Annotated in this window: 18 protein-coding genes; 15 read left to right on the forward strand and 3 right to left on the reverse strand. The window is 61.2% G+C overall.

Features of this window, described 5'->3' with window-relative positions:
- The first annotated feature begins 24 nt into the window (after window positions 1-24).
- The 15 genes from J7I86_RS15465 to J7I86_RS15535 all read left to right on the forward strand — a co-directional run bounded on the left by J7I86_RS15465 (window position 25) and on the right by J7I86_RS15535 (window position 16,066).
- Complete coding sequence (locus tag J7I86_RS15465; protein ID WP_214821215.1) at window positions 25-834, forward strand: trans-aconitate 2-methyltransferase; 810 nt, start codon at window positions 25-27, stop codon at window positions 832-834.
- Between the two features lie 154 nt (window positions 835-988).
- Complete coding sequence (locus J7I86_RS15470) at window positions 989-1,369, forward strand: GntR family transcriptional regulator (RefSeq protein ID WP_214821411.1); 381 nt, start codon at window positions 989-991, stop codon at window positions 1,367-1,369.
- Between the two features lie 65 nt (window positions 1,370-1,434).
- Entirely contained in the window at window positions 1,435-4,362 is a 2,928-nt protein-coding gene (uvrA, locus tag J7I86_RS15475; RefSeq protein ID WP_214821217.1) for an excinuclease ABC subunit UvrA, read from the forward strand.
- A 113-nt stretch (window positions 4,363-4,475) separates the two neighbouring features.
- Window positions 4,476-5,192, forward strand: a complete 717-nt coding sequence (locus tag J7I86_RS15480; protein WP_214821219.1) for an HAD hydrolase-like protein — start codon at window positions 4,476-4,478, stop codon at window positions 5,190-5,192.
- Window positions 5,179-5,847 carry a 1-acyl-sn-glycerol-3-phosphate acyltransferase gene (locus J7I86_RS15485; RefSeq protein ID WP_214821221.1) on the forward strand — a complete coding sequence of 223 codons (669 nt, stop codon included), beginning with the start codon at window positions 5,179-5,181 and terminating at the stop codon, window positions 5,845-5,847. The genes J7I86_RS15480 and J7I86_RS15485 overlap by 14 nt, the downstream gene beginning before the upstream one ends.
- 96 nt (window positions 5,848-5,943) lie before the next feature.
- Complete coding sequence (uvrC, locus tag J7I86_RS15490; RefSeq protein WP_214821223.1) at window positions 5,944-7,959, forward strand: excinuclease ABC subunit UvrC; 2,016 nt, start codon at window positions 5,944-5,946, stop codon at window positions 7,957-7,959.
- Window positions 7,960-8,094: 135 nt separating this feature from the next.
- Complete coding sequence (gene rapZ / locus J7I86_RS15495; RefSeq protein WP_214821225.1) at window positions 8,095-9,018, forward strand: RNase adapter RapZ; 924 nt, start codon at window positions 8,095-8,097, stop codon at window positions 9,016-9,018.
- Window positions 9,018-10,034 carry a uridine diphosphate-N-acetylglucosamine-binding protein YvcK gene (gene yvcK, locus J7I86_RS15500; RefSeq protein ID WP_214821227.1) on the forward strand — a complete coding sequence of 339 codons (1,017 nt, stop codon included), beginning with the start codon at window positions 9,018-9,020 and terminating at the stop codon, window positions 10,032-10,034. Before rapZ ends, yvcK begins: the two co-directional genes overlap by 1 nt.
- A gap of 9 nt (window positions 10,035-10,043) precedes the next feature.
- Window positions 10,044-11,024: a DNA-binding protein WhiA gene (whiA, locus tag J7I86_RS15505; protein WP_017198459.1), complete on the forward strand. Its 981-nt coding sequence runs from the start codon at window positions 10,044-10,046 to the stop codon at window positions 11,022-11,024.
- A gap of 174 nt (window positions 11,025-11,198) precedes the next feature.
- A complete protein-coding gene (locus tag J7I86_RS15510; RefSeq protein ID WP_214821229.1) occupies window positions 11,199-11,822 on the forward strand; it encodes a superoxide dismutase in 624 nt (207 codons plus the stop codon).
- A gap of 271 nt (window positions 11,823-12,093) precedes the next feature.
- Complete coding sequence (gene gap / locus J7I86_RS15515; protein WP_024821016.1) at window positions 12,094-13,104, forward strand: type I glyceraldehyde-3-phosphate dehydrogenase; 1,011 nt, start codon at window positions 12,094-12,096, stop codon at window positions 13,102-13,104.
- 9 nt (window positions 13,105-13,113) lie between these two features.
- Window positions 13,114-14,340, forward strand: a complete 1,227-nt coding sequence (locus J7I86_RS15520) for a phosphoglycerate kinase (protein ID WP_214821231.1) — start codon at window positions 13,114-13,116, stop codon at window positions 14,338-14,340.
- A 74-nt stretch (window positions 14,341-14,414) separates the two neighbouring features.
- Window positions 14,415-15,230: a triose-phosphate isomerase gene (gene tpiA / locus J7I86_RS15525; RefSeq protein WP_214821233.1), complete on the forward strand. Its 816-nt coding sequence runs from the start codon at window positions 14,415-14,417 to the stop codon at window positions 15,228-15,230.
- A 36-nt stretch (window positions 15,231-15,266) separates the two neighbouring features.
- A complete protein-coding gene (gene secG, locus J7I86_RS15530) occupies window positions 15,267-15,524 on the forward strand; it encodes a preprotein translocase subunit SecG (protein WP_024821019.1) in 258 nt (85 codons plus the stop codon).
- A gap of 146 nt (window positions 15,525-15,670) precedes the next feature.
- Window positions 15,671-16,066, forward strand: coding sequence for an RNA polymerase-binding protein RbpA (locus tag J7I86_RS15535; protein WP_214821235.1), 396 nt, complete (start codon window positions 15,671-15,673; stop codon window positions 16,064-16,066).
- Here J7I86_RS15535 and pgl read toward each other — a convergent pair.
- The 3 genes from pgl to zwf are packed head-to-tail and all read right to left on the reverse strand — an operon-like array spanning window position 16,019 to window position 19,309.
- Window positions 16,019-16,837, reverse strand: coding sequence for a 6-phosphogluconolactonase (gene pgl, locus J7I86_RS15540; protein WP_214821236.1), 819 nt, complete (start codon window positions 16,835-16,837; stop codon window positions 16,019-16,021). The two genes, J7I86_RS15535 and pgl, sit on opposite strands and share 48 nt — an antisense overlap.
- On the reverse strand, window positions 16,827-17,768 hold the full coding sequence (locus J7I86_RS15545; protein ID WP_214821237.1) for a glucose-6-phosphate dehydrogenase assembly protein OpcA: 942 nt from the start codon (window positions 17,766-17,768) through the stop codon (window positions 16,827-16,829). The genes pgl and J7I86_RS15545 overlap by 11 nt, the downstream gene beginning before the upstream one ends.
- Window positions 17,765-19,309 (reverse strand): glucose-6-phosphate dehydrogenase, encoded by a 1,545-nt coding sequence (gene zwf / locus J7I86_RS15550; RefSeq protein ID WP_214821238.1) that lies wholly within the window; start codon window positions 19,307-19,309, stop codon window positions 17,765-17,767. The genes J7I86_RS15545 and zwf overlap by 4 nt, the downstream gene beginning before the upstream one ends.

Below are 19,309 nucleotides of genomic sequence, written 5' to 3' on the forward strand. Positions count from 1 at the left end.
ATGCCAGGCGCGAGGAGGCTTTCAATGAAGTGGGATCCGTCCAAATACGTGGAGTTCGGCAACCATCGGGACAGGCCGTTCCATGACCTCGTCGCGAGGGTGAGCTCCCTCCAGCCGGCGAAGGTGGTTGACCTCGGCTGCGGTCCGGGAAACCTGACGGCAACGCTTGTTGAGCGCTGGCCCGAGGCCCGCGTTGTGGGCATCGACTCGTCGGAGGAAATGCTGCTCAGGGCAGAATCCCTAACACACGGGTACTTTCCGCGGCAGTCCCTTCATAAGGGGCCGGCGAAGCTGACCTTCGAGCACGGTGATATCGCGGAATGGAATCCGGATGCGGATACTGACGTGGTGGTCACCAATGCCGTCCTCCAGTGGGTTCCCGGGCATCAGGAAATGCTGGCTGGCTGGCTTCGCGTCCTCAAGCCTGGGGCGTGGTTTGCCATGCAAGTGCCGGGAAACTTCACGTCACCATCCCACACGCTCATGCGGAACTTGGCCGAATCCCGCAAGTGGTCCGGGCGGCTGGGCGGTGTGCTTCGGCACGATGACGCGGTGGGCAGTCCTGCGGACTACTTGGGCATCATGCTCGACGCCGGATGTGAAGCAGACGCTTGGGAGACCACTTACCAACAGGTGCTGCAGGGGGAGGACCCAGTACTGGAGTGGGTCCGCGGCACGGGGCTCCGTCCGGTGTTGGCAGCCCTGACAGCGGAAGAGGCTGCTGACTTCGAAGCCGCATACTCGGCCCTGCTGCGTGAGGCCTACCCTTCGACGAGCCACGGAACGGTCTTCCCGTTCCGTCGCATTTTCGCAGTAGCCCAAAAGCCGGCATGAACCGGCAGAACTCTTCGCCGCACGTAGCATTGACCTTCCCGCGACGTGACGGCTTGTCCCTTGCCGGCGTCGCTGGTCTAATTCTCGGCATGGACCAAGGATGCTTCGAACAACACACGCCGCGGGTGGACCCGGCACCGGACCGGAGTTCCCGGTGACTCCCTCAGGAGAATTTCCGGGCAACTGGCGCCCCAACACCGGCAGTGCTGTTGCGCTCTTCGAACAGTTGAGATTGCGGATCATTGAACTCGTGGATGCCGGAGCCCTTGCCGTCGGGGCAAAGCTTCCTCCTGTTCGCAATTTGGCCGGGATGCTGGACGTCGCACCCCACACCGTGGCCCGTGCCTACAAGGAATTGGAAGCGGCGGGCGTCGTGGCAACACGGGGGCGCAACGGCACCGTAATCTGCGCACGGGATGACCGATGGGGAGCACTCGCTGGTGTCGCCGCTGAATACGCCGCTGCTTCGAAGGCCCAAGGAGCTTCATTCGCCGAGGCAGTGCAGCTTCTTGCTGCTGCCTACGACGCCGACTGATACCGATCAGTAGCGTGTGAGGCACGACATGGAAATTCGAAGAAGTTTTCGATTAGCATTGGTAGGTGCCCAAAGCCTTAGCTGAAGATACCGCCATGGACGCCCTGAACGGCGTCTCCGCCCTTTCCGATACCAAACCCGTCAAGCCCGATCTTTCCCGCTTGGTGGTCAAGGGTGCCCGGGAACACAATTTGCGCAACGTGGATCTCGATCTCCCGCGTAACGCCATGATCGTGTTCACAGGACTCTCGGGTTCCGGCAAGTCATCCCTGGCTTTCGACACCATCTTCGCCGAGGGCCAGCGCCGCTACGTGGAATCATTGTCAGCGTACGCGCGCCAGTTCCTTGGCCAGGTAGACAAGCCTGATGTCGATTTCATCGAGGGTTTGTCTCCTGCTGTGTCCATTGACCAGAAGTCCACCAGCAAGAATCCGCGTTCCACGGTGGGCACTATCACCGAAATTTACGACTACATGCGTTTGCTGTGGGCGCGCGTGGGCCGTCCGCACTGTCCAGTTTGTGGCGAGCCCATCGCCCGGCAGACGCCGCAACAGATTGTGGATCAGCTCCTGGAGCTGGATCCGGGCACTCGATTCCAGGTCCTCGCGCCCGTCGTCCGAGGCCGCAAGGGTGAATTTGTCGATCTCTTCAAGGAACTGACGGCCAAAGGTTATTCCCGCGCCCGTGTAGACGGCGAGCTGGTTCAGCTAAGCGATCCTCCCAAGCTCGGCAAACAGTTCAAGCACACCATTGAGGTTGTGGTGGACCGCCTGGTGGTCAAGGAAGAGATCAGCCAACGCCTTACTGATTCCGTGGAGACAGCCCTGGGCCTTGCCGAGGGCCGCGTGCTGGTGGAGTTTGTTGACCTCGACGCTGAGGATCCCGAACGTATCCGCGCCTTCTCAGAGAACCTGGCGTGTCCCAACGAGCACCCGCTGGCCATCGACGAAATCGAGCCCCGATCGTTCTCCTTCAACAACCCCTTTGGCGCCTGCTCTGCCTGCAGTGGCATCGGCACCCGGCTGGAAGTTGATGAAGAACTGATTGTTCCCAATCCGGAACTCTCGCTGGGTGAGGGTGCCATTGCTCCTTGGGCCCTCGGCACAGCCACTACGGAATACTGGAACCGACTCCTGGAGGGCTTGTCTCACGAACTCGGCTTCTCCATGAAGACCTCATGGGAGAAACTGCCCAAGGAGGTCCGGAATACGGTCCTGCATGGCAAGGACCATAAGGTTGTTGTCCAGTACAAGAACCGCTTTGGCCGTGAGCGTAAGTACAGCACCGGCTTTGAGGGTGCCATTCAGTATGTTCACCGCAAACACGGCGAAACAGACTCGGACTGGGCCCGCGATCGGTACGAAGAGTACATGCGTCAGATTCCGTGCCCCGAGTGCAACGGTGCCCGCCTTAACCCTGCCTCGCTGTCCGTGCTCATCAACGGGAAGTCCATCGCCGAAGTTGCAGCGCTGCCCATGCGTGAGTGCGCGGAGTTCCTTGGCACCCTTACTCTGACCAACAGGGAGGCCCAGATTGCCAACCAGGTCTTGAAGGAGATCCAAGCCCGCTTGACCTTCCTCTTGGACGTGGGCTTGGAGTACCTGAACCTGGAGCGCCCCTCAGGGACCTTGTCAGGCGGCGAGGCTCAGCGCATCCGTTTGGCCACCCAAATAGGTTCCGGCCTGGTGGGTGTCCTTTACGTTTTGGATGAGCCATCCATTGGCTTGCACCAGCGCGACAACCGGCGGCTCATTGAGACTCTCACCCGCCTCCGGGACCTCGGCAACACCCTGATCGTGGTGGAACACGACGAAGACACCATCCAGGAAGCCGACTGGGTTGTGGACATCGGACCCGGTGCCGGCGAACACGGCGGCCAGGTGGTGCACTCCGGTACCTACAAGGCGCTTCTGGAAAACACGGACTCGCTGACGGGTGACTACCTATCCGGACGTCGGAAAATCGATGTCCCCGCCAAGCGCCGTAAGTACGACAAAAAGCGTGAGCTCAAAGTTGTAGGTGCCAGGGAGAACAACCTCAACAATGTTGATGCCACATTCCCCCTGGGACTTTTCACAGCGGTCACCGGTGTCAGTGGTTCCGGCAAGTCCACGTTGGTCAACGAAATCCTGTATAAAGTCCTCGCCAACAAGCTCAACGGAGCCAAGCAGGTTGCAGGACGTCACCGCACGGTGGCTGGACTTGAGCACCTGGACAAAGTGGTCCACGTTGATCAAAGCCCCATCGGCCGTACACCCCGGTCCAACCCGGCCACGTACACCGGCGTCTTCGACAACATCCGGAAACTCTTTGCCGAGACCACCGAAGCCAAGGTACGCGGCTACCAGCCGGGACGCTTCTCTTTCAACGTCAAGGGCGGCCGCTGCGAGGCCTGTTCAGGTGACGGTACTTTGAAGATCGAGATGAACTTCCTGCCGGACGTCTACGTTCCCTGCGAAGTGTGTCACGGCGCCAGATATAACCGGGAAACCCTTGAAGTTCACTACAAGGGCAAGACCATCGCAGACGTCCTCAACATGCCCATCGAGGAAGGTGCCGAGTTCTTCGCCGCCTTCACCCCCATCGCACGGCATTTGAACACCCTGGTGGACGTGGGCCTTGGATACGTCAGGTTGGGCCAACCCGCAACCACATTGTCGGGCGGCGAAGCCCAGCGGGTGAAACTGGCAGCCGAGCTCCAGAAGCGTTCCAACGGGCGCAGTATCTACGTCCTTGATGAGCCCACCACGGGCCTGCACTTTGAGGACATCCGCAAGCTGCTCATGGTCCTTCAGGGCTTGGTGGATAAGGGCAACACCGTTATCACCATTGAACACAACCTCGACGTCATCAAGTCCGCCGACTGGATTGTGGACCTCGGCCCCAATGGTGGTTCCGGCGGCGGAAAGATCGTGGCCACTGGAACGCCGGAACAGGTGGCCAAGTCCACGGACAGCCATACAGCGACCTTCCTGGCTGAGATTCTCGGATAGTACCCGCGGTCGGCCGCACGGGGCCGTCCAAGGAATATCTCCGAGACCTTGGAAGTATTCCGGTAGCGGCATGCGAGTTTCAGGCATGCCGCTACTCGTGAGAAACTAACCCGGTGACTCAAACAACGGTGCCCGTAATATTCGATCTGGACGGCACCCTTGTCGATCCTGCCGGCGGTATCACAGGAGGCATTTCTGCGGCCCTCCGGGAAATGAACCTCCCGGTTCCGGAACAAGCCGTGTTGAATTCCATGGTGGGTCCCAAACTCAGCGATTCCCTCCTGCATTTGGCGAATGTCCCCAGCGAATTGGTGGATGAAACCATTGAGCGATACCGGAGCCATTACAGGGAAACCGGTATTGGTCAGAGCAAGTTGTACCCGGGAATCTTTGATCTCCTGGAATTCTTCGCGGAGACCGGCAGGCCCGTAGCGGTCGCCACGCAGAAGCCACAGTCGATTGCACGGCTCGTGCTGGAGCACCACAAAATTGTTGACTTCTTTGTCTCCATACGCGGGGCAGCAGATGACGAATCCCTGGGGGCCAATACGGCGCCCGGCAAGGTCGAGATCGTTGGCGCGGCATTGAAGGACCTTCACTCGCAGCCCGCCGTCATGGTGGGTGACCGGCACCAGGATGTCGTTGGCGCCCTGGCCAATGGCTTGGACTGCATCGGGGTGAGTTGGGGATTCGCCCCGGAAGGCGAACTTGAGGAAGCCGGAGCAGTAGCCCTTGTGGCCACCGCCCTTGAGCTGCGCACCAAAATTGAAGAACTTGACGCTGTCCGTACGGCAGCCCTGAGCGAGGTACAAAACGATGGCAGTCTTTGATGCGATCCGATGGACAACCCGTGGCCTGATTTCCTCCACCTGCCGGCCTACGGTCATTGGGCTGGAGAACGTTCCCAAGGATGGGCCGTTCATTGTAGCGCCCAACCATCTTTCCTTCCTGGACAGCGTCATCGTCCAGGCACTGATGCCGCGCCCGGTTGCTTTTTTCGCCAAGGCAGAATACTTCACAACCAAGGGCGTCAAAGGTGCCGTGATGAAGTCGTTCTTCGAAGCTGTGGGTTCCATTCCGGTTGAGCGCGGCGAACAGGCAGCCAGCGTGCAGGCACTCAAAACGCTGCTGGACATCCTGGAAGCCGGAAAAGGCATTGGTATTTATCCTGAAGGCACCAGGTCCCGGGACGGCATTCTCTACCGTGGCAGAACGGGAGTGGGCTGGCTTGCCCTCACCACCGGCGCTCCGGTGATCCCGGTGGGCCTGATCGGCACGGAGAAGCTGCAGCCCGCGGACAAGAACGCCGTCCGCCCCCAGCACTTCACCATGAAGGTGGGCGAGCCCCTCTACTTCGATAAGACAGGCCCGGACCATTCACTGCCGGCCCGGCGCGAAGTCACTGACAAAATCATGGATGCCATCGCAGTGCTCAGCGGGCAGGAACGGTCCACAAGCTACAACCAGAGCAAGTCCGTCGACTAATCGCCGGACGGAGGCGACTAAGCTCCGGGATGGTATGGAACATCGGCCATGGATACCGTGGCAATGAGTGTCGTTCCGGTTCACTAGACTGGAAACGTGGCAGATCCAGCAAGTTACCGGCCCCAAACGGGTGAAATTCCCACCACCCCAGGCGTCTATCGTTTCCGTGACCCCCATGGTCGGGTCATCTATGTGGGCAAGGCGAAGAATCTCCGTTCAAGGCTGAATTCGTACTTCGCCAACCCTGCAGGCCTTCTTCCCAAGACCCATGCAATGGTCCACGCGGCCAGCAGCGTTGAATGGACGGTGGTGGGTAGCGAGCTGGAATCGTTGCAGCTGGAATACACGTGGATCAAGGAATTCAAGCCACGGTTCAACGTGGTGTTCCGGGATGACAAAACTTACCCCTACCTCGCGGTCACCATGGGGGAGAAGTACCCCAGGGTGCAGGTCATGCGCGGTGAACGAAGGAAGGGCACCCGGTACTTCGGGCCCTATACAGCGGGTGCCATCCGGGAAACCATGGACACACTTCTGCGGGTCTTTCCTGTGCGGAGTTGCAGCGCAGGAGTCTTCAAACGCGCTGAGTCCAGCGGACGGCCGTGCCTCCTGGGTTACATCGACAAATGCTCTGCACCTTGCGTTGGACGCGTGACACCGGACGAGCACCGTGGGCTTGCAGAGGACTTCTGCTCCTTTATGGGCGGCGAAGCCAAACGCTTCATTGGCCGGCTGGAAAAGGACATGTCTGCCGCCGTAGCCGAACTGGATTACGAGCGCGCGGCCGGGCTCCGCGATGACATCATCGCGCTCCGCAAGGTCTTTGAGCGCAACGCAGTGGTCCTTGCAGAGGACACCGACGCGGATGTCTTTGCCCTCCACGAGGATGAACTCGAAGCTTCCGTACAGGTGTTCCACGTTCGCGGAGGCAGGGTCCGTGGGCAACGCGGCTGGGTGGTGGAAAAGGTTGAGGACGCCACGACGCCGGAACTCATCGAGCATTTGCTGCAGCAGGTTTATGGGGAAGACAGCGAGGTCCAAGGCCGTATCCCAAGGGAAGTCCTGGTTCCGGAGAACCCCAGCAACCATGCCGAACTGGCCGAGTGGTTGGGAGGCCTGCGCGGAGCCAGGGTGGACATCCGGGTCCCGCAGCGCGGTGACAAAGCTGCCTTGATGTCTACTGTGCGCGATAACGCAGAGCAAGCCTTGAAGCTGCACAAGACGCGGCGCGCAGGTGACATCACCGTCCGGTCCCTTGCCCTCCAGGAACTGCAGGAGGCTTTGGAGATCCCGGTTCCCCTGCTGAGGATCGAGTGCTTCGATATTTCCCACGTGCAGGGGACAAACGTGGTGGCTTCCATGGTGGTAGTGGAAGACGGGTTGCCCAAGAAGTCGGACTACCGGAAATTCTCTATTACGGGCGCTGCAGCGTCCGACGATACCGCGGCCATGCACGACGTCCTTACCCGTAGGTTCAGGCACTACCTGACGGACAAAGCTGCCCAGGTCCCCATCGTTTCCGGCGAGATCATCAACCCGACGCGTAGTGGTGCCAAAAGCAGCGCTGACCTGCCGACGTCGGACCCTGATGTTCCGGCCCCGAAAGCCAAGTTCGCCTACCCGCCCAACCTCGTGGTGGTGGACGGCGGGCAGCCGCAGGTCAACGCGGCAGCCCGTGCCTTGGCAGAGTTGGGCATTGATGACGTTTACGTGGTGGGTCTGGCCAAGCGGCTTGAGGAAGTCTGGCTGCCTGACAGTGATTTCCCCGTGATCCTACCCCGTACGTCGCAGGGTTTGTACCTGCTGCAGCGGATCCGCGACGAAGCCCACCGGTTCGCCATCACCTTCCACCGACAGAAGCGCGGGAAGGCGATGACCGTTTCCGTCCTCGACGGCGTTCCCGGCCTGGGTGAGGCGAAACGCAAAGCCCTGGTGGCACACTTTGGCTCGCTCAAGAAGATTAAAGCCGCGTCAGCGGAGGAGCTTACGTCGGCCAAGGGCATCGGGCCGGCGCTGGCGGCCGCAGTGGTCCAACACCTTGGTGCTACAGCGGACACGGGTGAAACGGCACCGGCGGTGAACATGACCACCGGCGAGATCCTTGAATCTTAGCTAGGGTAAGAACTTGGCCGGTCGGCGCAATTGCGCTGCCGGACGCCTCCAAAAGGGCTGCTTGCACCACGGCGACCCAGGCAGCCACCACTAACTTTTTTCCAATGACCACTTCCTACGAAACGGGGACAACTGATGGATGAGGCTACGGCAGGGTCCGGCACGGAGCAGGACGGCCTGACCCCCGTCAAGCCACCAGAGGCGGAGCTGCTGGTGGTGACCGGCATGTCGGGTGCCGGACGCAGCACGGCCTCGGACGCCCTGGAGGATCACGGCTGGTACGTCGTGGACAATCTTCCTCCGCAGATGCTGGGTACATTGGCCGAAATTGTGTCACATGCACCCAAGTCGATTCCCAAGCTGGCCGTGGTGGTGGACGTTCGCAGCAAGGACCTCTTCACAGACATCCAGACTGCCCTGGGGGCGCTGAGCGCGAGCGGTATCACTTTCCGCGTACTGTTCCTGGACGCCAATGACGACGTCCTGGTCCGCCGTTTCGAGCAGGGGCGTCGCCCGCATCCGTTGCAGGGCGGCGGGAGGATCCTGGACGGCATCGGGATCGAGCGTGAGGTCCTGCGCGAACTGCGCGAACACGCCGACGTCGTTCTGGACACTTCCGACTTCAATGTCCATGGCTTGGCCACTGCCATCACGGAACTATTCAGCGATACCGGACCAGTGACACTTCGCCTGAATGTCATGAGCTTTGGTTTCAAGTACGGGCTGCCTGTGGATGCGAACTTCGTGGCCGACGCCCGCTTCATTCCCAACCCGCACTGGGTTCCCCAACTTCGGCCCCATACCGGACTGGATGAGGACGTCAGCGACTATGTCCTGGGCGCGGAAGGTGTTCAGGAGTTCGTGGACCGGTACGTGCGGGCTTTGGAGCCCGTCCTGGACGGCTACCGCCAAGAGAACAAGCATTACGCCACGCTGGCTGTCGGCTGTACAGGTGGCAAGCACCGTTCGGTGGCGGTCGCCATGGAACTTTCCAAGCGTCTGGCGCAGTACCCCCGCGTCACCGTCACCACCACCCACCGCGACCTGGGACGCGAATAGTGGGGGTTCTGACGGGACCCCTGCCGCTCATCCCGCCCAAGGGCGTTCCCGGCAGCCAGCAGAAGAAGAGCCCCTCGGTGGTTGCCCTGGGTGGCGGTCACGGACTGGCGGCTTCGTTGTCTGCCCTGCGGCTGCTCACCTCCGAGCTGACGGCAATTGTCACAGTAGCGGACGACGGCGGCAGTTCCGGGCGTCTGCGTGATGAGTACGGCGTCCTCCCGCCCGGAGACCTGCGGATGGCGTTGAGCGCACTTTGTGACGACACGGACTGGGGCCGGACATGGCGGGACGTCATGCAACACCGCTTCGAGGCCGGCTCAGCCAAGGGAGGTTCGCTGGATAACCACGCTATGGGCAACCTGCTCATCGTCACGTTGTGGGAGCTGTTGGGCGACACTGTGGCCGGCCTGAAGTGGGCGGGAGCGCTGCTGGGCGCCCGTGGGCAGGTACTTCCCATGTCCAGCGTTCCCCTCACCATTGAGGGCAAGGCCCACGTGGCGTTGCCGGATGGCGGCCAGGAACTGCAGACGGTTCGGGGACAGGCAAAATGCGCTGTGGCAGGAAAGCTGGAGGAAGTCAGGCTGCTGCCCGAGGCAGCTCCGGCCTGCACCGAGGCCCTTACAGCGATTGAGCTTGCTGATTGGGTCATCCTCGGCCCTGGGTCCTGGTACACGTCGGTTTTGCCGCATTTGCTGCTGCCTGAGCTTCGGCGCGCCTTGGGCGACACCGCCGCCAAACGCTGCCTCACCATGAACTTGGACGTCGAAACCAAGGAAACCTCCGGTATGACGGCAGCGGATCACTTGGATGTCCTGCGCCGGTATGCGCCTGAGTTCACCGTGGACGTAGTCCTGGCCGATCCTGCAGCCGTGCAGGATCTTAAGGCCTTTGAGAAGGCGGCTGCGATGATCGGCGCCGAAGTGGTGTTGGGTAGAGTAGGGGCGTCGAGGCGCCGCCCCGTCCATGATCCACTGCTGTTGGCAGCGGCGTACCACGATATTTTCGGGAACAGTTAGGAACACGCGATGGCACTTACTGCGTCGGTCAAGGACGAACTGTCCCGGCTGGACATCAAGAAATCGTCGGTCCGTAAGGCGGAAGTTTCAGCAATGCTGCGTTTTGCGGGCGGCTTGCACATTATTTCCGGACGGATCGTCATCGAGGCTGAAGTGGACCTCGCTTCCACCGCACGCCGTCTCCGGGCAGCGATCGCGGAAGTTTATGGACATCAGAGCGAAATAATCGTTGTATCCGGTGGGGGTTTGCGTCGGGGGAGCCGCTACGTCGTCCGCGTTGTCCGTGACGGTGAAGCGCTTGCGCGGCAAACGGGTTTGCTGGATGGCCGTGGACGCCCTGTCCGGGGCCTGCCGTCGGCGGTGGTGAACGGCTCCGCGGCCGACGCCGAGGCCGTTTGGCGGGGTGCTTTCCTTGCCCATGGTTCACTGACGGAACCGGGGCGGTCCTCGTCCCTTGAGGTGACGTGTCCCGGACCTGAATCCGCGCTGGCACTGGTCGGCGCAGCCCGACGCCTCGGGATTCAGGCCAAGGCGCGTGAAGTACGCGGCGTTGACCGTGTAGTCATTCGCGACGGCGACACCATCGCTGCCCTCCTGACCCGCATGGGCGCCCATGACGCCCTGATGGTCTGGGAAGAACGGCGTATGCGAAAGGAAGTCCGGGCTACAGCCAACAGGCTTGCCAACTTTGATGACGCCAACCTTCGTCGCTCGGCGCAGGCCGCCGTGGCAGCGGGCGCCCGGGTGGACCGTGCCTTGGAAATCCTGGGAGATGACGTCCCGGACCACCTCAAATACGCAGGGGAACTGCGCGTCGCTCATAAGCAGGCAAGCTTGGATGAACTGGGCCGCCTGGCCGATCCGCCCATGACCAAGGACGCCATAGCGGGGCGTATCCGACGCCTTCTGGCCATGGCGGACAAACGTGCTTTGGATTTGGGTATTCCCGGGACTGAGGCAAATGTGACTCCCGAAATGATGGACGAGTAGGGCGCACCCCTAGAATCGAAAAAGTGCGGAGGAAATACTGCGAGGCCACCGCGGGTTGTTCCCGGTGGAGGCAAGAGCAGTGTTCTTCGCCCAGGATTTCCGGTCGGCCTGCTGGCCGGATGAAATAACGAGAGTTACCAACCCGGACGTGAGTCCATTACATTGGAGGATTTCGTGACAGAGTACGTTCTGCCCGAGCTCGGCTACGACTACGCAGCACTTGAGCCGCACATTTCAGCGAAGATCATGGAGCTGCACCACAGCAAGCACCATGCGGCATACGTTGCAGGCGCCAACAACGCCCTCTCCCAGCTGGCTGATGCGCGCGAAAAGAATGATTTCGCCAACATCAACCGCCTCTCCAAGGACCTCGCGTTCCACACTGGCGGACACATCAACCACTCTGTGTTCTGGAACAACATCTCCCCGGACGGCGGCGACAAGCCCGAAGGCGAACTGGCTGCTGCCATCGACGACGCCTTCGGCTCCTTCGATGCTTTCCGTGCACAGTTCAGCGCTGCTGCACTGGCCCTGCAGGGTTCCGGCTGGGCTTTCCTGGCCTACGAGCCCATCGGTGGAAACCTGCTCATCGAGCAGCTCTACGATCAGCAGGGCAACGTTGCAGTGGGCACCACCCCGCTGCTGATGCTGGATATGTGGGAGCACGCTTTCTACCTGGACTACGTCAACGTCAAGGCTGACTACGTGAAGGCCTTCTGGAACATCGTCAACTGGGCAGATGTGGCCAAGCGCTTCGAAGCTGCCCGCGCCAACGCTACGGGCCTCATCGTCCTCTAGTTGGTGAGTCCAAGTTCACGTCGATGTAATAAAAGTCACCTTTAGCGTGAATTTGGGCCAAATGCTGGAAAGCCTGCCTCCGCAGTTGCGGGGGCAGGCTTAGTTAAACGTAAGATGGATCACGGAAGGCGGTTAGCCTTCAGCAACGTGGCTGGTCGCCCTCCGATCTGATAATCACCTCTGCCCAACGGCGTGCGGGGTCTGTTAGTTGGAAATATTTGATCCGACTCACTAGGCGTGCTTGCAAGAGCACCAAGGAGATTGACACATAGTGACCACCCGTATTGGTATCAACGGCTTCGGCCGCATCGGCCGTAACTACTTCCGCGCAGCACTGGCCCAGGGCGCAGACCTTGAGATCGTGGCAGTCAACGACCTCACCAGCCCCGAAACTCTCGCCCACCTCCTGAAGTACGACTCCGTTGGTGGTCGCCTCGCCCAGACCGTGGAAGTTGTCGATGGAAACCTGGTAGTGGACGGCAAGTCCATCAAGGTCCTTGCTGAGCGCGATCCCGCCAACCTCCCCTGGGGCGAGCTTGGTGTGGACATCGTCATCGAGTCCACCGGCTTCTTCACCAAGGCCGCGGCCGCACAGAAGCACATTGATGCCGGTGCCAAGAAGGTCCTCATCTCGGCACCCGCCAGCGACGAAGACATCACCATCGTCATGGGCGTCAACCATGAGCTGTATGACCCCGCAGCGCACAACATCATCTCCAACGCGTCCTGCACCACCAACTGCCTCGGCCCGCTGGCCAAGGTTGTTAACGACGCCTTCGGCATCGAGCGTGGCCTGATGACCACGGTCCACGCCTACACTGCAGACCAGAACCTTCAGGACGGCCCGCACGGTGATCTTCGCCGCGCCCGCGCTGCTGCGATCAACATGGTTCCCACGTCCACCGGTGCTGCCAAGGCAATCGGCCTGGTCCTGCCGGAGCTCAAGGGCAAGCTGGATGGTTACGCCATTCGCGTTCCCGTCCCCACGGGTTCGGCAACGGACCTCACGGTCACGGTTTCCCGCGAAGTCACTGTTGAGGAAGTCAACGCCGCGGTGAAGGCCGCAGCTGAGTCCGAGCAGTGGGCCGGCATCCTGTCCTACACGGACGCCCCGATCGTCTCCTCGGACATCGTCGGAGACCCCGCTTCGTCCATCTTCGATTCCGGCCTTACCAAGGTCATCGGCAACCAGGTCAAGGTTGTTTCCTGGTATGACAACGAGTGGGGTTACTCCAACCGCCTCGTAGACCTCACGGAGCTCGTCGCATCCAAGCTGGGCTAGGGTAGACACATGACATCTCACACCCTCAACGAACTCATCGCTGAAGGTGTCCGCGGGCGGTACATTCTGGTCAGAAGTGACCTGAATGTGCCGCTCGACGGCTCTGCAGTGACCGACGATGGCCGCATCAAGGCCTCCCTTCCGGTCCTCAAGAAGCTCTCGGACGCCGGTGCCCGTGTGCTCGTAACCGCCCACCTCGGCCGCCCCAAGGGAACCCCCGAGGACAAGTACTCACTGAAGCCCGCTGCGGCCCGCCTGGCGGAGCTCGCGGACTTTAAGGTACAGCTGGCCGAAGACACGGTTGGGACCTCCGCCAAGGAGCTCGCTGCCGCTCTGCAGGACGGCGAAGTTCTTGTCTTGGAAAACGTTCGATTCGATGCCCGCGAAACCAGCAAGGACGACGCCGCGCGTGGCGCTTTCGCTGACGAGCTGGTTGCCCTCACCGGAACCAATGGCGCATTCGTCGATGACGCCTTCGGCGCTGTCCACCGCAAGCACGCCAGTGTCTTCGATGTCGCTACCCGGTTGCCGTCCTACTTGGGCGATCTTGTGCACACCGAGGTAGAGGTTCTCCGGAAGCTCACCACGGATACTCAGCGTCCCTACGTAGTTGTTCTCGGCGGCTCCAAGGTTTCGGACAAGCTGGCAGTCATTGAAAACCTGCTGGGCAAGGCTGACACCATCCTGGTGGGCGGTGGCATGCTCTTTACCTTCCTGGCAGCAGCCGGACACAAGGTTGCGGGCAGTCTCCTCGAGCTAGACCAGATTCCTGTCGTCCAGGATTACCTCAAGCGCGCATCGGATGCGGGTACGTCGTTCGTGATCCCCACAGACGTGGTGGTCGCAAGCCGTTTCGCGGCCGATGCTGAGCATGAGGTCGTCAAGGCAGACGCCATCGAAGACAGCCGTTTCGGCCCTTCCGGAATCGGCCTTGATATTGGCCCGGAATCGGCCACCGCGTTCGCAGCCCAGATTGAAGGGGCCAAGACCGTGTTCTGGAACGGCCCCATGGGTGTCTTCGAGTTCGAAGCCTTTTCCAGTGGTACACGAGCCATTGCGCAGGCCTTGACGGACACGGTTGCGTTCACCGTGGTTGGCGGTGGCGATTCCGCAGCAGCTGTTCGGACCCTCGGTTTCAAGGATTCGCAGTTCGGCCACATTTCCACCGGTGGCGGCGCCAGCTTGGAATACCTTGAAGGCAAGGAACTTCCCGGCCTGAGCGTCTTGGACCGCTAAGCATCAATCGACCGGCAGGGCGCCATCCCGTCCTGCCGGTCGTTCCATTTCTCAACGCATTCTTTGGAGTTCATGTGACTACCTCTGCCAATGGCAACTTCGTCCGCAAACCCTTCATCGCCGGCAACTGGAAGATGAACATGGACCATGTCCAAGGCATCACCTTGCTGCAGAAGCTGGCTTGGACACTGTCCGACGCCAAGCACGACTACAGTCGTGCAGAGGTGGCAGTCTTTCCTCCGTTCACCGATCTCCGCGGTGTCCAGACGCTGGTTCAGGGTGATGAGCTGGAAGTTGCCTACGGCGGCCAGGACCTTTCCCAGTTTGACTCCGGTGCCTACACGGGTGATATTTCCGGCCAGTTCCTCAGCAAGCTGGGCTGTGCCTACGTCCTGGTGGGCCACAGTGAACGGCGCACCATCCACAACGAGTCCGATGACGTTCTGAACGCCAAGGTCAAGGCCGGATTCCGTCACGGGGTCACTCCGGTACTTTGCGTCGGCGAGGGCCTTGAAATCCGTCAAGCCGGGACGCACGTGGAGCACACTCTGGCTCAGCTGCGCGCTGGTGTTGAAGGACTCACCGCTGAGCAAGCTGCTGAACTCGTTGTGGCTTACGAACCCGTCTGGGCCATCGGAACCGGCGAAGTCGCAGGCCCGGAAGACGCACAGGAGATGTGTGCAGCCATCCGTGCCGAGCTTGCTGAGCTCTTCGACGAGACCGTCGCTGCGAAGACCCGCCTTCTGTACGGTGGCTCTGTCAAGGCCAACAATGCTGCCGCCATCATGGCTGAAAGTGACGTTGACGGTTTGCTTGTGGGTGGCGCCAGCCTGGACCCCGCTGAGTTTGCTAACATTGTCAGGTTCGAGAGCCACCTCGTCACAGACTAGTCCGGCTCCCGTTTTCCGCTTCTTCGAAAGGCCGTCGTGGACGTTCTTCAAGTCATTCTGCAGATCCTGCTGGGCATCACCAGCCTTCTGCTGACGCTACTCATCCTCCTGCACAAGGGACGTGGCGGCGGTTTGTCCGACATGTTCGGTGGCGGCATGAGCTCCGGATTGAGTTCATCCGGCGTAGCCGAGCGCAACCTGAACCGCTTCACCATCATTCTTGGCATCACGTGGGGAGCAGTGATCATCGGCTTGGGCCTGATCATGCGATTTACCTCGGGTGGCGACTCTTAATCATTCCGCGAAAGGGAGGCTCCTTGACAGGAGCCTCCCTTTTTCTTTGCCCTTGGCACCCAACGCTACTGCCGCCGTCGAGCCCCTCGCATTAGACTGACCCTGTTGGCCGTGATGGCCACCACCGAGTCGCGAGGGGTTCGAAAATGGTTCATGGCACGCCCGGATATCGGGGCACCCGCGTAGGTATAACCCAGGGTTCAACTCCACGAAATCAGAGCGACCACGGCCCAGGAAAACAACTGCCACGTATTCGTGTCCCTTACTGGTGCGCCAAGGGACACGAAACACGGCTGATTTTTCTTAAGCTCCCGGACGAACAAATACCCAGCTCATGGGATTGCCCCAAGTGTGGTGCCCCCGCAACCCGGGATCCAGGCAATCCGGCCCCATCACGCCCAGAGGATGACATCTTCAAGTCGCACCTGGATTACGTTAAAGAAAGACGCTCCAGCCAAGACGCCGAAGTGGTCTTGGCTGGAGCGCTTGATCGGTTACGCGCCAGCGGGGTCCTTCCGGACCAGTTGCTGGGGGACTCGTGACGCCGCATTCTCGTCGATAAGCCACAGGGTCCTTGCGCGCCCCACAGGTCCCGCTGCCGGAACCTGAACGGGGTTGGCGCCTGCCAAGGCCAGGCCCACGGCTCCCGCCTTGTCTTCGCCGGCAACAACCATCCAGATTTCCTGGGCGGTGTTGATTGCCGGAAGCGTCAATGAGATGCGGGACGACGGCGGTTTAGGCGAGTTCTCTACGCCCACCACCGTGCGGGTCTTTTCCCGAATTCCGGCTTGCTCGGGAAAGAGCGATGCTACGTGCGCGTCGGGGCCCACTCCAAGGAGCAGGATGTCAAAGCGCGGCAGAATACCGGGCTGCTCAGGCCTGGTATCGGACGTGTCCGCTGCGTGCTCAGCCTCGGCAGCTGCCATGAGCTCCTCAGCGTATGCTGCTGCGGCTTCGTGGGCCGTGGCATAAGCGTCGGCCGAACCGGGTTCGTGAACCCGGGCCGGATCTACAGCCAAATGGCCCAACAATGCTTGGTGCGCCTGCCGGGTATTCCTGTCGTCACTGTCCGCGGCGACGAAACGCTCGTCACCCCACCAGAAGTTAACCCTTGACCAGTCGACGGCGGGCGCCGCGGCAGAATCTGCCACAGCCTTCAGAGTTCCAATGCCAACGGTTCCGCCAGTGAGGACCACCGTAGCCTCGCCGTGCTTGTCCTGGACATCCACAAGCTTGGTGATCAAACGCGCCGCAATTGCGGCCATCAGCACCTTTGAATCGGGGTGGATGCTTACTCTTGGCTCAGCGTGCACTGGTCTGGACTCTCCTCTGGCTGGTAAGTGGAAGTCCCATCGTAATCACTTCTCCGAAGACTTCGTCAGGATCGAGCCGGCGGAGTTCTTCGGCGAGGCAGTCCTTGAGGCTTCTACGGGGGAGGGTGATGCGCTGGGCGGGCTGCCCGGGTTGGGTCAGTTCTGCTACGGACAAGCCTGGGCGGAAGAGCTGAACGTCGCCGCTGGCACGGGTCAGCCGCACCCGGCGGATGCCGGTGCCGGCCGGGTCTGCCACAATCGTGACAGGCGCCTCCAGTGCCAAGCTGAGCCAGGCGGCCAGCAGCAGGGTGCTGGGGGAGTCGGAAGCTCCTTCAACGGCAACGGCGGAGACAGGGTCGCTGTCAACCTGGTCAAAGACCGCGGCTAGTTGCATGCGCCAGTTGGTCAGGCGGGTCCAGGCGAGGTCGGTATCGCCGGCCTTGTACGTGGCGCGAATATTCTCCAACGCCAGACGGGGGTCAGGTTCGTTGGCCGAATCGGTGATCCGGCGGTGCGCGATCCTGCCGATGGAGGTTTCACAGGCGCTTTCCGGGGCGCCGTGCGGCCACCAGGCCACAATCGGTGCATCAGGGAGCAGCAGGGCCGCGACCAAAGATTCGCTCTCGTGGGCCATGTGCCCGTGCCCGCGCAGCACGATCACTTCGGAGGCGCCGGCGTCCCCGCCCACCCGGATTTGCGCGTCGAGGCGGTCCGGTCCTTCCACGCCTGCGTCGGCCAGGACAATGATCCGGCAGGGGTGTTCCCGGCTGGCTTCATTGGCTGCCTCGATGGCATCTTCTTCCTGCCCGGACTTCGTCACCACCACCAACGTCAACACACGGCCCAAAGCGATCACACCGCCTTGCTCGCGCAGCGACATAATCTTCTTGGAGATCTTGGAAGTAGTGGTATCGGGAAGATCTACAATCATGGCCTTCTCCAGGTTCGTCCGTCACGGGCCAGCAGAGCATCAGCCGAAGCCGGCCCCCAACTACCGGGTGCGTAAGGTTGCGGTTGTTCATCGAGCCCGGCCCAGTATTCCTCGAACGGGTCAAGGATCTTCCAGGACAGCTCCACTTCCTGGTGGCGCGGGAAAAGAGGCGGCTCGCCCAAGAGCACATCCAGGATCAACCGCTCGTAGGCTTCGGGACTGGACTCCGTGAAGGAGTGACCGTAGCCGAAGTCCATGGTCACATCACGGACTTCCATCTGCGTGCCCGGAACCTTGGACCCGAAACGGATCGTGGCGCCCTCATCGGGCTGGACACGGATCACCACAGCGTTCTGACCGAAGTCGTCCTCACCATGGTCACGGAACAACAGGTTGGGCGCGCGTTTGAACACCACGGCGATTTCGGTGACACGGCGGCCCAGGCGCTTGCCGGCACGCAGATAGAACGGAACCCCGTTCCAGCGGCGGGTGTTGATATCCACACGGATCGCAGCGAACGTCTCGGTCTTCGAATCAGCGGGAATGCCGTCCTCGTCCAGATACCCGAGGACTTCCTCACCGCCCTGCCACCCGCCGGTGAACTGACCACGCGCCGAGTGGGTGGACAGGTCATCGGGCAGCTTCACCGCCGCGAGGACCTTTTCCTTCTCCGCCCGCAAATCATCGGCGTTGAACGAGATCGGTTCCTCCATGGCGGTCAACGCCAGCAGCTGCAGCAGGTGGTTCTGAATCACGTCGCGGGCTGCGCCCACGCCGTCGTAATAGCCTGCACGGCCGCCGGTGCCGATGTCCTCGGCCATGGTGATCTGTACATGGTCCACGTAGTTTGCGTTCCAAAGCGGTTCGAACAGCTGGTTCGCGAAGCGCAGCGCCAGGATGTTCTGCACCGTCTCCTTGCCCAGATAGTGATCAATCCGGAACACCGCATCAGCCGGGAACACCGATTCGACGATGTCGTTCAACTGGCGGGCGGACTCCAGGTCATGCCCGAACGGCTTCTCGATCACCACACGCCGCCACTGACCCGGCTTCGCCTGTGCCAAGCCGTGCTTGGAGAGTTGCCGGCAAACCTGCTCGAAGGCCTTGGGCGGGATCGACAAGTAGAATCCATGATTCCCGCGGGTACCGCGGGTTTCGTCCAGCTCATCGAGGACGTCACCCAGACGCTCGAAAGCGTCGTCGTCGTCGAACTCGCCCTGAACAAAGCGGATACCGGAAGCCAATTGCTCCCACACCGCTTCATCGAACTTCGTCCGAGCGTGAGCCTTGACGTTTTCCTTGACCTCGGCGGCGAACTCGGCGTTGTCCCACTCACGACGACCGAAACCCACCAGTGCAAAGCTGGGCGGGAGCAGGCCGCGGTTGGCGAGGTCATAGACCGCCGGCATGAGCTTCTTGCGGGCGAGGTCACCGGTGACTCCGAAGAACACCAACGACGACGGCCCGGCAATGCGGTTCAGGCGCCGGTCCCGCGGATCCCGCAAAGGATTCCGGACAGTGCCGTTCCTAGATTCTGGCAT

The organism is Arthrobacter sp. ISL-95, assembly GCF_018613695.1.
Classification (GTDB): Bacteria; Actinomycetota; Actinomycetes; order Actinomycetales; family Micrococcaceae; genus Arthrobacter.